Below are 13,484 nucleotides of genomic sequence, written 5' to 3'. Positions count from 1 at the left end.
CAAAAATGCCGCTGGGAATAGATAAATCAATAGCTATATTTAAGACAGCAAAAAAGACAACCCTGCAAGCTCTCATGCACCGTATTATTTAATACACATAAAATTTATTAATAATTCAACCAATAAGATCAAAATACAAACAAACCCATGATTGGTCTATAATTATTCATAGAGATTAATCATGGAGCATGATCATGCCTGAATCTAAGGGTACTTCAGGAGCATCAACCAAAAAAATTAGTGATGGATTAACGGCGAGAAGTACTGAACACAGTGCAGCAACTTCTGCCGGAGCTGGTAGACCAGAAACACACAGTGATATATGCCGATGTGCTATGTGCATGAAAAGTAAATTAGATGATGAGGTGGTTGCCGGTCATGAGCATGGGCTAAAATCGACGATGGTGGATAGACGAAACCCTGATAACCCGGTAAGGCCTTTAATGAAATCAACCGAAGCTCATGCGATCCTGAGAGCAGGGACGCAAGTTGATTTATTAGCGGTCACGGGTTTACAAGCGGACGATTTGCCCATCAGCTACGATGCTGAGCCCACAGAGCCTGAAGAGTTAGTTGTTGAGGCAACGTGGAAACATCGCTCTGTAGAAGCAGCAAGAAGTGGCAGCGATGCTAGTGTATTTGGTGGGTTGGGTGTGTTGTTAATTCCTAAAGGCATAAAACTGGTAGATATTCCTAAAATGAATGCGCTTGCTGTACCGCCATCTTTCTTAAAGCATTATGGAGCAGAGCTGATTTCTCTAAAAGATCCTGTAACCATTGACCCCGTTGCTCATAAAGAATTGGAAGAGCTTTATTTGGTGCAATATGATTTTGATAAAGATTATATTGAGCAATACGTGATGAACGTAGCAGGGGGGGGTGGTTTGTTTGTTGAAACCCATCCATTCGCTCATGTGTTTACGCCCTTATCCCGTGATTGCGGAGGGGCACTGATTCTTGGAGTTAATTTAGGGGATGGCCGCTTTAGCTTTGCGGCATTTCAAATTCCTTTTGGATTTACCATGAAAATAGGGGCGAATGTCATTCATGGAGATTCATTTTTTGTGGGGCCTTACGCCATTGCCTTAACTGAGACGGATTTGGCCGATTCTGTTTTGTTTAAACAAGAAACACCAGAACGCGGTATCCAACGAGTGAGCCAAAGAGCGGTTGCTCCGGCGCAATTACCCATTTTAGCCGAGTATCGGTTAGCAAGAACCATTAATAATCTAATGATGATTGACAAAATACGTCATGAGGGCGCTGCTGGCAAAGGCCTTGGTTTTTTCCAGCAATTGCCAACAGAAGTTTTAACACGCGTGAGCGACCTCTCTGAGGAAGCAGAAGAAGCCTACGAACAGCGGTTAAAAATGTTAGGGCAATAAACATAATGGTTACCAACAAACAGGTTGTTTATCTGTTACTTCACACTGAAAATTACCTAAGCACCTCTTGAATACTCTTATTTTATAAGATGTTCCGCCATTTAAACACAGTCTTATCCACAGATTTTGTGGATAAAATGTCGGTGTCGCGCTCTGCCGATTTGAAATTGGCACCCAAATTTAACCCCCTCGTGATGCTTGTTTTTACTGAGCTGCAATCAAAGGCTCATACTATGCGATAATGCCGGTGGTTTTAAACGTTCACGCAACTGCGTGAGATCGACAGTTCTCACGTCATCTAGGTGGCTAACAGCCGCCAAATCAGCCTGTGCATGCCTGCTCGCAATCCACCCCGCGCCGGTGCTCGCCCGCTCGCTGCCCACGAGCGCACGTATTAATGTAAAATCGAAACCAAGACCAGAATTAGAAGTCGCTAGAGGAAACCAAGAATCATCACGTCCAGTTGCCCAGTTATAAAAAGTTAACAGCCGCGGTAATGTCGCTTCGTTGAACTCGGGCCTCGGGTCAAACGAGCGGTCTGGTCGGCAATATTCTTGAGCTACATGAGCAGGAACATCGCGCTGCGCTTTACCTACATCGCACCAGGCAGTATCTATCGCCGCCCAATTTTGGGCGGCAAACCACCCATCATAGCCATCAAGGTAGCGCTGATAGGCTTCTTTGAGGGGGGTGAAATCAAAATGGGGGCTGCGATGTTCTGCACCGTTTTGCTGATAAGTGAGTCCTGTCGCTTCCATTGCATAGATGCGAGCTAACAAATAAGCTTTGGTTTCTTCATCCATATGCTCTGCTAGCATTAGACACATGTGGGTGTCTTTAGCCCAATAAGCATATTCATAAGCCGTACAATTGAACGTTCTTCCCGAATAGTCGGTAAAAACACCTGGTGTTCGCAATAAGGTTTGGATATTGGCATGTGTTGGGGTTAATAAGGCGTTTGCTTCATCTTGTCTCCCCTCCGCCACATGCTGTAGAAAATCTCTGAGCTCTGCCAGCACACTAACAGCCCCCGCGCCTGCGCCTACACCTCCTCTTACCCCAAAAAAACCATGAACTGCGGTCAGCGCTTCCGCCATTGCCTCAACCATCTCAAAAGGCTCTGCTGGAGATGGTTCTGGGACATTTAATGCTTCATATATTTCTAATGGCGGAAACCCCATATTTGCCTGTTGAAATGAGTCTTCAAGAAGTTTGATGAGAGACGCTTGTGAAGCTGTTTCTATCGATGCCCCGCTCCCCATTCGGATCCCACCGCTTGTTTCAAAAAGACCAATGATTCGTTCATCTGAGGTATTAATTGTTAACGACGTGCGTGCAGTCGTTCCTTCACCCACCATTCTAAAACTCAGTTGCTTGATAACAGCATCAGAAAATGAATTATTAAAAATAAGCTGTCCATCTCTTGTTTCTATTGAAAAGCTCAAATTAATCCCGCGAAGTAGCGTTATATATTAAAATTGTATCACAATGAACGAATAGTGTGCTAATTTTAAAATTTATTTGCTTTAACAAAACGAATACCACAGGCAAAATGCATTGAATCTTATAAAGATATTTAGCCATGAGTTTTATAACAAATCTTTAAAAATTTCAACGTGATACGGAAATCGCCTATTTTGCGACAGCGACTAAGGTCATTGAATTTTCATAAAACTATCAATTTTGTGTATAATATACAAACAATTATGCTGAGTATAGTGATGTTTTCTCATAGCATCTTAGGTAAGATGGCCGAAATGTTTTCAATGTCTGATCCCCATGGGCTTTGTTACGGTGGAGTGGGGATGTGGATGAATGCCATGTTTGCTCGTGATTTGCCTTCTTTTGAAGCGCGACTCATTACCTTAGGCACCTATCTTGATTCACCTAAGGCGCTGGTTGAAAGCATTGCTGCGGTACGTGCCAAAGTAAAAAATGGTCTGCCAATCACCAAGGAAGAATATCAACTGACTGAGATAGAAGCATTTTTTCAAATGCAGAAGATACTTCTAACGTCTCATTCCGACGTTAGTCTGGTTGGGGAAGCTGCAATAAGGCAAATGGACATAGCCGCCAAGCTGAAACTTTTTTCTGATTTTAGCGGCGAACGAAATCCGGCTGTGACTAGAATTCATGGTTTAACTCGAGCGTTTTCTCCAGCAGAGCTATGCAGTTATTTAATTCGGTTAACATCGATTTTGGCAAGCACTCAAAAGTCAGATAAACCATATCCGCTTATGTTAAATGCGAATGGCCATGGCGTTGGCTTTCGTTATGATCAAGACCGTGGTACTTGGACTCTCTTTGATTTGAATTTATTGAGTGCGGATAACCCTACGGGGCAATTATCTGGACTTTCCGTGGATGAATTAACTGACAAGTTATTCGAAGTCGCAGATTTTTATAAATCTCAAGGATTTTTAATAGCAGGCATTCAGGTGATTGGTGAAGAACATGCCGAATTAAGTGAGTCATTGGCTGAGTTAGACACAACGATGCCTGTGCAATCACTGCATTTTTTAATTAAGGATGGGGAAGGAAACTCATTATTAGAGTGCGCCAGAATAAATGCAGATAAGATCCCACCGCCAGAAGAGTTTGGGGACGAGCGTATGGAGCGCCTCATTCAGGCCATCCAAACGAATGACGAGGATGTGATTATTTCACAGTTAAGCAGGTTTACCCCAGAGGAGCTAAGAGCGCTCATTAACAATCCGCTTTTTGAATATTTATTATATCAAAATGCTAATCTCACTTGTTTGCAATATTTTCTTCCTGTGAGTTTAAGTGATGATACGAACACTGATGAACTACGCCAAAGCCAACTGCTCAAAGCCTTAGAAAAAGCAGTGAATGCCGATAGAGATGATCTTGTTTATGAAATAGTCAGCCATCTGGATAAAAATGCCGTTAGACGTTATGAATTTCTAGTTGCTTTAGACGCTGCCATGGATGCAAAAGGGAATGCGGCACTTATATTATTGGAAAAGCTGGAGCAAGAGTCATTTAATTATAGTGCAAAAATCTGGCTGACTTTATTAAAAAATGCATTCTACAGTGGCCACAAACACAATGTGCAAGCGGTGGCTAAAGAACCAGAACGATTGTTTTTCAAAGATAGCGCTGGATTTAATGCATTGCATTTGGCGATTCGTCATGGTAAAGAGGAGATGGTTGAATGGGTGTTATCGCAATTGGCCAAACGCCCAAAAGAACTGGTGACAAAAGCATTTGAGAAAACAGCGTATGGTTTAAATGCATTTGACTATGCCAGGCTTTATAGTAAAAAGTCTTTGCAGGGGAAAATACGTGCTTTTGTAACCAACGCATATCAGACGCTTACTCCAACTGAACGTGCAACTATCCCGGATTTCGAATCTCAAGTCATTTTCCCACCGAGCGACACTCAACGAATTTGGTCCAATCTTATTAATAAATTAAGTCAATGGTTTTGGACATGTGCACATTACATAGCGGATGGATTTAATAGAATTAAAAATGCTATAGCATCCATCATGAAATGCTCATCTTCACCTGAAGAGTTACGTGATAAGCATGGGGCAACCACCGCAAAAATATCACTAACCCTGGTAGAGGGGGATAGGCATAAAGCAACCAGTGCTTTAAAAACGCTACGCCAAGCTCAGCAAGAAACCGAAATACCAGTACCGAATTTCGAGGTATTATCCAGAACAAGGCGTTCTGAAACAAAAAGAAAAGAGCCAGAATCTCTTAATCATGATAATAGACCAACTTTTTGATGCAGACAGAGAATGAGGTATGATAGGAGCATTTGTTTATTGGCTTATGATATATGCAACCTATCCAAGAGATATACCAACTTATTTTAGAGTTAAACAAGCTTAAACTTGTTTTTCGGAATACAACGACTCATCCCGATAGAAAAGAAAGCACCGCTGAGCATTCGTGGTCGGTCAGTATGATCACGATGCTTCTGATGGATGAACTTAAAAAAGAGTTTACCAACATACATGAATTAAAGGCCATTAAACTGTCACTGATTCATGATGTTGTGGAAATTTACGCCGGCGATGTCATTGCTTTTGATACGAAAGCACGGCAAGAAAAAGAAAAAATTGAAGCGGAAGCATTGCAAAAGCTTGCCGATATATATCCGCCATTTGGGCAACAATTGCGTGAGTTATGGCATGAATTTGAGCAAGGTGAAAGTCTTGAAGCAAAAATTGCGAAAGCTGCTGATGCAATTTGCCCTATCTTTCAGCGCCTTCGATCACAGCAGTCTTATATTCCGTTTGATATTACGATGACCGATCTGGAAAAAGTAAAATACCCACGTTTTGTCTTCAGTAAAACTTTCTTGGCATTATATCAGCAATTAAAAGCTGATTTACTGAACAAAACATTGATAGTAAATTCTTAGTTCTTGCCCGTCATGTAACTGCATATTCCTTATGGGCTGACACTGTTTGCAAACTTTAATATATACAGGTAATTTATGAATCATACTGAAAAATTATTTTCTTATGGCACACTGCAGTATGAGGCCGTCCAGTTCGCTAATTTTGGACGTAAATTGGCAGGCCAAGTGGACCATTTACCAGGATTTAAGTTGTCCACCGTTGAAATTACTGATACGAATGTGATTGCTGCAAGCAGAGAAAAAGTGCATCCCATTATTTTTTATACAGGGTTATTGTCTGATGAAGTCTGTGGCATGGTATTTGACATAAGTTTAAATGAATTAGATCAAGCAGATTCTTATGAGGTCAAAGATTATAAGCGCATTCAAGTGCAGTTGGCATCAGGAATTAAGGCTTGGGTTTACGTGGATGCGAGGCAAGAAGAGAGTATAAATGCATAAATTACTCGCCCTTGTTTTATCTATTACTATAAGTATCAATACCCCTGCTCATACGATCACATCACAAGATTATTCGCGGTTATTTAAAAATTATGATGCCTGTTTCATTCTTTATAGTATGAACGATCATAAGATCGTTAGTCAGTATAATCCAAATCATCGCTGTAGCGAGCGCATTGCCCCAGATTCTACGTTTAAAATTCCTTTATCGCTGATGGCGTTTAATCAGGGCATCATCAAGCAAAATACTCTGTTTAAATGGCAAGGAGAAGAGGGGGTTTTACCAGAACATGAGCAGGATCAAACGCCCGAAAGCTGGCTTAAATATTCCGTTGTTTGGGTGTCACAACAAATCACTCCACAATTAGGTTATGCATGCATTAAGCATTATTTGGCCGGTTTTGATTATGGCAACCAGGATTTTAGTGGGGATCCTGGTAAACATAATGGACTAAGGTATGCCTGGTTATCGAGTAGCTTAAAAATATCGGCCCTAGAGCAGCTTAATTTCTTAAAAGCCATGTTAAGTTATGAGTTACCAGTGAGGAATGCAGCCATAGAATATACCAAAACAAACTTATATCTTGGAAAACTTGATAATGGCGCTGATTATTATGGCAAAACTGGCTCCGGGCGCCATGGACATAATGAAAGGGAAGTAAATCCAAGTGTATTACGCGATGGCTGGTTTATAGGTTTCATAGAACAGGGGGCTCAACAATATATTTTTGTAAGTAATCTGACCGATAAATCTGCGCCAAAGTCCAGTGCTCAATCTTTTGGTAGTCAACTATTAAAACCAATCACTATGAAATTATTGAATGATTATTTTGCTAGATAGTTTCGAGTATAAACTAGAACTATGCCTCCTTTTAACAAGGGTTATTGTGATCTGCAACAATATAAGGATATATCGTGTTGACTAATCTTGTATTAATTACCTTGGCTTTTCTTTTAGTTTTATTGAATGCTTTTTTTGTGGCTGCTGAATTTGGTATGGTAAAGATTCGAGCGACTCGCGTAGAAACCATTAAAGACATTTATGGTTTACGCGGAAAAATTTTATTTCATGTGCATCATCATCTTGATGCGTATTTATCGGCATGTCAACTTGGTATAACTTTTGCTTCTCTTGGGTTAGGGTGGATAGGTGAGCCCGCTTTTGCTCATCTTATGGAACCACTTTTAATTTTTGTTGGAATTACTTCACCACAATTAACAACCATCATTGCTTTTTTTGTTGCGTTTTCTTTTATTTCTTTCCTTCATATTGTAGTCGGAGAATTAATGCCAAAATCTCTCGCTATTCGTCAATCTGAAAAGGTATCCATATGGACTGCCTTACCACTCTATGGTTTTTATTGGCTTATGTATCCTGCAATTTGGATGTTAAATAATTGCTCAAATTTTTTGTTGAAAATGTTTGGTTTAAATGTAATCGAGAAAGGAGAACATTTTTACTCAACAGAAGAAATTAAATTACTCTTAGGCGCAAGCCATTTGCATGGCGAACTTACCAAAGAGGAAGTCGAAATCATTGAACATACGCTGGATTTAGCCGAACTTAAAGTTACCGAGGTTATGCGATTTAGTGAGGAAATGATCATGCTCAATATAAATGAGCCTATTGGTCAAATCATGGATATCATTATAGGGCATCGCTATAGTCGTTATCCAGTTTATGATCCTGATAAAAAAGATATTATTGGTATTATTCATGTAAAAGATATTCTTCCCACCCTTTATCAACAAGGTGAAATAAAAGAATTGCGATCACTACTTAGACCGGTACTGAAAGTTTCATATCGTGTACCTGCATTGGATTTATTACGTAAATTTCGTGAGGGGATGCCTCATTTTGCCCTTGTTTACAGCAGACAAGAAACCATTTTAGGATTTATTACTTTAGATAATTTACTTCAGGTGCTCATTGGTCGAATTAAAGATGAATTTCATCGTACCAAAGTTGATTGGATATTAGAGGATGATGGAAGTCTATCTGCATCAGGGAATTGTTCTATATATTCTTTAGAGCAAGCCCTTGATTACGATATTGATGTTGAAGATGATATCGACACTTTAAATGGATTGTTTTTTCACAGATTAAACTATGTGCCAAAAGAAGGAGAGCATATTGAGTTCCCAGAATTTAATGCAACGATAGAGAAAGCTATCCCTTCAAAAATTTTAAGAATAAGAATTTACCCTAGAAAAACAGACTGAATTTTCATAGATTCTAATGGATGTTACCCAAATAATGGATTAAATTTTTGAAACTTCAGTTAAAGTATCAATGGCTTCATCAATGGTCAAGACAAAACTTACAAGATTTGCGTGGCCTGGTGCCGCAAATTTTTCTTCAATGACATTGTGCACAAGGGCTTTAAGTGGATCCCAATATCCTATTGTATTGATGATAATGATGGGTTTGTCGTGCAACCGTAATTGGCGCCAAGTCAGAATTTCAAATAGCTCATCTAACGTTCCAAATCCACCTGGTAAAATAATGAAAGCGTCTGCAAGCGCGGACATTTTAAGTTTGCGCGTATGCATCGAATCAACAATTTGAATATCTGACAAAGCAGGATGGGCCCCTTCAAGTTCTGTGAGCAATGCTGGAATAATCCCTGTGACGTAGCCTCCATTGGCTAAGGCATGATCTGCGAGAATGCCCATAAGACCCAAACGCACCCCACCATAGACAATATTAAAACCAGATTTGGCTAGCAGCTCGCCCGTTCGTGCCGCAACTTCCTGATAAGGGGCATCTGCATAATTTGAGGCCCCACAATAAACACCAATTGTTTTTATTGCTGGCATGACGCTTTTCCTTTTTGTTGTACTTTCCTATAAGTATAATATCTATCTTACAAATATTGCTTAATTTGATAAATTTTAATTTATTAAGAAAAATATTGTACATAAATACATTTAAGTTATTTATGAAGCAAATGAATAATCTCTAGTCACGAAATAAAAGCAGTTATTTTTCAGGTTTTTAGTGGTCTGCTCACAGATTTATCCACAGATTTTGTGGATAAATCTAAAAATGAGCGATGATTTAATCTGGTGATAAGCCTTGTATTTACTGGGCTTTTAGTGGGTGGAGAGTTTGGCTGTGGAGCAATTTGCAGATTGAGTAAAAAAGATATCCACATCTTTATACAAAGCTATTTTACATTGCTTGGCATTAAATCTTACCAGAGAAAATTTAAAAAAACAGTCTTGACGATTAACTATTTTTTTATAGCTGAAGTAACTGAGCATAGAAGTGATACCAAATATCAAGGTTACCCAGCCGATCCATTTTGCGATAACTTCAGCATGCAAAGAAATAATGGCAATGCAAATCGCCGTTACACCAAACATCTCCTGTGAAAACAAAACAGAAATCAATAAGTCTGATTATCAAAATAATCAGACTTTAATCTTAATGTTGCCCATATTTATGCCAGGTGTTTTAACACAAGAATTGTCAGGGTTGTAGGTTGTATATTTTGTTAAAAAACCTCTAATAACAAAACATTGTTGAAGAATAAAAGTTTTTTATCATCTGAATGACTCGATCAATATCTTCATGCGTCACATCAAGATGTGTGACCAGTCTGATTAAATCCATTTTATTAGGTTGCTTGGGGAAAAGGATTCCTTGTTGATACAAATACGTTTGTAAATCCGTGTAATGATTGGGTGTTTTGATAAAAAGAATATTTGTTTGCAGTGAATCTTTATCGACTTCAATGGCATGAATCGTAGCCAATCCTTCAGCAAGATACATGGCATTATCGTGATCCTGTTTTAAACGTGCAATATTGTTTTCCAAAGCATAAATACCTGCTGCAGCAATGATACCTGCTTGACGCATACCTCCGCCAAGAACTTTTCGCCAACGCCGCGCTTTTTTAATGAAGTCTTTTGTTCCACATAATACAGACCCAATAGGTGCACCTAATCCTTTTGATAAACAGATGGAAATAGAGTCAAAATATTGGCTAATAGCCTGCAATTCAACGTTGAGCTTAATTGCAGCGTTAAAAACCCTTGCGCCATCTAAATGAATAACTAGTCCATGAGATTGACAAAACTGAGCCACACTTTTTAGATAACCAAGCGGAAGTACCTTGCCAGCCGTTGTATTCTCAAGGCAAAGCAATTTGCTACGTGCATGATGATCATCGATGGGTTTAATGGCGAGCTTTATTTTATCCAAGGCAAGGCTGCCATCTTTTTCAAAATCAAGTGGTTGTGGTTGTACACTGCCTAGTACAGCAGCTCCGCCCCCCTCCCATAAATAAGTATGGGCGGTTTGTCCAACAATGTATTCATCTCCCCGTTCGCAATGTGCCATGATCCCGAGTAAATTAGATTGAGTACCGCTGGGCGCAAAAATAGCTGCTTCCATTCCGGCACGTTCGGCCAGCATCGCTTCAAGCTTTCGAACACTAGGATCTTCACCAAAGACATCGTCACCTACCTTAGCATTCATCATGGCATCCAGCATATGTTGGCTGGGCCTGGTCACTGTATCACTACGTAAGTCTATGATTTTCATTTAAAATACCTTTGATGAATATTTTAAGATGTTTCCAAATTGATCCTAATAGACGATATATTAAAGCAACGGAGTAACTAATTAAATCAGGGAATGTCTGACTAGATTAGGCCATGCAAGGTACTGACGAATTATCAGGGTCTAAATCACGATTGAATAAATTTGGTTTTTCGATGGGTTTACAACGTTTCCGTTGGTTGAAAAATATAGTTACGCCAGGTATTTTGGGTAGATTTTCAGGTTTTTCCTGGCTTGCTGGTGCTGCACGAAGTCTTAATAGTTTTTCGCGAGAATAGGCAATTCGTGTCATATTATTTTACAGATAATTTAGAGAAATGGGATAATAACACAAATAAGATAAAAAAATATAACCCACATGAGGTTATATTAGATCAAGAAGAAAACCAAATCGAGTATGACTCTACCCGTCTAGTTTTTTAAATAGCCACTCAAAAGCAATCTCCATGTTTTCTTTAACCTCTTTGTCTCTACGCGGAAAAGATTTGAGCAGCAATACTACTTCTTGATTGACAGAATCAAGTTTTTCAGCACTTTTTTCAACTTGTGCTATTAATCGCAGCTGTTCTTCGTCAGGACTTTGATTGCGCCAGTGTTTGCATTGCGCAAATAACACCCAACTATCACCATGTTGTGGGCGATGACTTTTGACGAGACGAATGAGTGTTTCTTTATCTAAAATATCCGAATTTTTTTGCATCTGCTGGAGTTTTTTCAGTTGCAAACAAGATTCTTCTAACCAATTTTCCACCATTTCAACATAAATCGGCAATAGATTTAGCCCATACCAGGTGATGTTCTTAGACATGATGACCTACTCGTGAGAGTGATTGGTCTTTATTAGTTAAGTACAAGAGTTATCATTTGTACAGGAAAATTGGTAAAAATATCTATCATCATTTAATGCTTGGTGATTGCATCTTATAAGTTTATGATTTGCTATGATATTCTAGGTATTGCCCCATCTCCCATTAAACCGTGTTGAAAATCGATACCTTCTTCTTCACAAATATTTTCAATCATCTCAGCAAGCCTGGCTCTAAATGCTTCAATGTCCAAGTGTCGACGATCATCGCGATTAAAATCTGCAACGGAGCTTCTTAATCTTTCGAAAGCAGCACGTTGATCGCCATCAGCTTGTCCGACCTCATCTTGAATTCGTTCAACGGTTGTTTGAATCATTGCATTTCTTTCGTCAACGACTTGATCATGCTCTGGAACGCCTATAACTGATTGTGCTCTAAATAAGACAGGTGCTCGACCCAGTAAAGGTGGTAGGGCGGCATCATCATTATTTGGCATAGTAAGCTCCTAAATCACTTAATTTAATGATAGAAATTTTTAATACTAGTTTTACTATATGGTTAAGATTTAATTTTATACAAAAAGGATATAACAAGATTTTAGAATGTGCAACTGCTGCTTACTTTAAACGGAAGTAAGTTACTTATGATTTAGATTTAACCCCATAAAAAACCAGGATGGATAGTAATGCCATGCTTATGAATGCTATCGCCAGAGGTAATTGAGTTTGGTCATGCAGCAATGCCATTATACTGCTAGATAAAGCTCCTCCAAAAATTTGCATAAAACCAAATAAAGCCCCTGCTGTCCCAGCAATTTTTGGAAAAGGCATTAATGCCCCGGCGGAAGAGTTTGGGAAAATTAGACTTGAGCCCATCATAAACAAGAGAATAGGCGCGACAATAACCCAGGTATTCATATATCCAAATAAATAAAACAGTAGCATAATTAGGCCTGCGCCTAATTGGCACAAAAAACCAAGTACCATCATTTTATCTATGCCAAATTTCATAACAAATCTCATGTTTAAAAATCCACCTACGGCAAATCCAATTCCAGAGAAAATATATAGCCAACCAAATTGTACAGGACTCAGACCTAATTGTTCCTGTAATAAAATTGGTACAACCGTAAGCCACGCGACAATTCCTGCATACGTCAATAGAGGACATAATGAAAATCTTAAAAAGATTGGATGTTTGAGTAAGGTATTCGCATTGGTTAGTATAACGTTGAACCTGAAGTTATCTTTGTGATGATACTGACTTGTTTCCGAAACTTTACGATAAAAAAAGTAGAGGATAAGCAAGCCATACAGGCTCAGAAATAAGAAATTATATCGCCATCCGGCATACTGTTGGATGTATCCTCCAAGGATAGGTGCTGTTGATAAAATAAATACGGTAGAGACTGCTAAATACGAATTATAAACAGCCAACGCTTCTTTTTCAAAAAGGTCTCTTAATATAGGGCGTGCTAATGTATAGCCAGCGCCTACTCCTAGCCCTTGTAGGAATCTTCCAAGAAATAATAAGTAGATACTCGGAGATAACCAACAAATTAAACTTCCAATGAAATTAATGAATAAACCAACTAACAACGGTACGCGCCTGCCAACTGCATCTGACCACGGTCCATAAATCAGCTGGGAAATGCTAAACCCTGCCATGTAGATGGCTATCGTGAATTGGATCCAGCTTGCATTTACCGAAAGACTTTTTGCCATACTGGGTAAAGATGGCAAATATAAATCAGAAGTAACCTGCCCTAAAGAAGAAACCAGCAGAATGATAGCCAATAAACTTATACGGTAAGTTACTGAATCTTTCTTTAATCCCTTATTCATTCTTTAATATGACTTTAAAGCAGATCAAATCTATTA

At 39.1% G+C, this 13,484-nt stretch carries 14 protein-coding genes; 8 read left to right on the top strand and 6 right to left on the bottom strand.

The features are described from left to right. The first annotated feature begins 194 nt into the window (after nucleotides 1–194). Complete coding sequence (locus tag E1O52_RS03290; protein ID WP_207384169.1) at nucleotides 195–1,385, top strand: hypothetical protein; 1,191 nt, start codon at nucleotides 195–197, stop codon at nucleotides 1,383–1,385. A 218-nt stretch (nucleotides 1,386–1,603) separates the two neighbouring features. On the opposite strand, the gene E1O52_RS13270 is transcribed toward E1O52_RS03290, so the two are convergent. Then, complete coding sequence (locus E1O52_RS13270) at nucleotides 1,604–2,830, bottom strand: hypothetical protein (protein WP_207384168.1); 1,227 nt, start codon at nucleotides 2,828–2,830, stop codon at nucleotides 1,604–1,606. Nucleotides 2,831–3,091: 261 nt separating this feature from the next. On the opposite strand from E1O52_RS13270, the gene E1O52_RS03280 reads away from it, so the two are divergent. The 5 genes from E1O52_RS03280 (at nucleotide 3,092) to E1O52_RS03260 (ending at nucleotide 8,451) form a co-directional block, all read left to right on the top strand. Next, nucleotides 3,092–5,146, top strand: a complete 2,055-nt coding sequence (locus E1O52_RS03280) for an ankyrin repeat domain-containing protein (RefSeq protein WP_133127282.1) — start codon at nucleotides 3,092–3,094, stop codon at nucleotides 5,144–5,146. Between the two features lie 53 nt (nucleotides 5,147–5,199). After that, entirely contained in the window at nucleotides 5,200–5,787 is a 588-nt protein-coding gene (locus tag E1O52_RS03275) for an HD domain-containing protein (protein WP_133127281.1), read from the top strand. Between the two features lie 75 nt (nucleotides 5,788–5,862). Continuing rightward, nucleotides 5,863–6,228, top strand: coding sequence for a gamma-glutamylcyclotransferase family protein (locus tag E1O52_RS03270; protein WP_133127280.1), 366 nt, complete (start codon nucleotides 5,863–5,865; stop codon nucleotides 6,226–6,228). Further along, complete coding sequence (locus tag E1O52_RS03265) at nucleotides 6,221–7,069, top strand: class D beta-lactamase (protein ID WP_133127279.1); 849 nt, start codon at nucleotides 6,221–6,223, stop codon at nucleotides 7,067–7,069. The genes E1O52_RS03270 and E1O52_RS03265 overlap by 8 nt, the downstream gene beginning before the upstream one ends. A gap of 77 nt (nucleotides 7,070–7,146) precedes the next feature. Beyond that, nucleotides 7,147–8,451: a hemolysin family protein gene (locus E1O52_RS03260; RefSeq protein ID WP_133127484.1), complete on the top strand. Its 1,305-nt coding sequence runs from the start codon at nucleotides 7,147–7,149 to the stop codon at nucleotides 8,449–8,451. Between the two features lie 39 nt (nucleotides 8,452–8,490). Here the strand turns inward: E1O52_RS03260 and E1O52_RS03255 are convergent, their stop codons facing one another. Then, complete coding sequence (locus E1O52_RS03255) at nucleotides 8,491–9,048, bottom strand: LOG family protein (protein ID WP_133127278.1); 558 nt, start codon at nucleotides 9,046–9,048, stop codon at nucleotides 8,491–8,493. 249 nt (nucleotides 9,049–9,297) lie between these two features. On the opposite strand from E1O52_RS03255, the gene E1O52_RS03250 reads away from it, so the two are divergent. After that, the gene (locus E1O52_RS03250; protein WP_133127277.1) at nucleotides 9,298–9,606 is read left to right on the top strand and encodes a hypothetical protein; all 309 of its coding nucleotides are present in this window, start codon (nucleotides 9,298–9,300) and stop codon (nucleotides 9,604–9,606) included. A 133-nt stretch (nucleotides 9,607–9,739) separates the two neighbouring features. Here the strand turns inward: E1O52_RS03250 and ltaE are convergent, their stop codons facing one another. After that, complete coding sequence (ltaE, locus tag E1O52_RS03245; protein WP_133127276.1) at nucleotides 9,740–10,780, bottom strand: low-specificity L-threonine aldolase; 1,041 nt, start codon at nucleotides 10,778–10,780, stop codon at nucleotides 9,740–9,742. Nucleotides 10,781–10,893: 113 nt separating this feature from the next. Here ltaE and E1O52_RS13325 point away from each other — a divergent pair, with 113 nt between their 5' ends. Further along, nucleotides 10,894–11,076, top strand: a complete 183-nt coding sequence (locus E1O52_RS13325) for a hypothetical protein (protein WP_242602141.1) — start codon at nucleotides 10,894–10,896, stop codon at nucleotides 11,074–11,076. A 125-nt stretch (nucleotides 11,077–11,201) separates the two neighbouring features. Here E1O52_RS13325 and E1O52_RS03235 read toward each other — a convergent pair whose 3' ends face one another. The 3 genes from E1O52_RS03235 to E1O52_RS03225 all read right to left on the bottom strand — a co-directional run bounded on the left by E1O52_RS03235 (nucleotide 11,202) and on the right by E1O52_RS03225 (nucleotide 13,448). Beyond that, nucleotides 11,202–11,606 carry a hypothetical protein gene (locus tag E1O52_RS03235; RefSeq protein WP_133127274.1) on the bottom strand — a complete coding sequence of 135 codons (405 nt, stop codon included), beginning with the start codon at nucleotides 11,604–11,606 and terminating at the stop codon, nucleotides 11,202–11,204. A gap of 131 nt (nucleotides 11,607–11,737) precedes the next feature. Further along, nucleotides 11,738–12,100, bottom strand: coding sequence for a hypothetical protein (locus E1O52_RS03230; protein ID WP_133127273.1), 363 nt, complete (start codon nucleotides 12,098–12,100; stop codon nucleotides 11,738–11,740). 145 nt (nucleotides 12,101–12,245) lie between these two features. Next, nucleotides 12,246–13,448 carry a multidrug effflux MFS transporter gene (locus tag E1O52_RS03225; protein WP_133127272.1) on the bottom strand — a complete coding sequence of 401 codons (1,203 nt, stop codon included), beginning with the start codon at nucleotides 13,446–13,448 and terminating at the stop codon, nucleotides 12,246–12,248. Nucleotides 13,449–13,484 lie beyond the last annotated feature (36 nt).

The sequence above is a fragment of the Legionella nagasakiensis genome, assembly GCF_900639915.1.
In the GTDB taxonomy this organism is placed as follows: domain Bacteria; phylum Pseudomonadota; class Gammaproteobacteria; order Legionellales; family Legionellaceae; genus Legionella_A; species Legionella_A nagasakiensis.
Note: the sequence above shows the minus strand (reverse complement) of the source record. Positions and strands in the feature narration are given on the sequence as shown.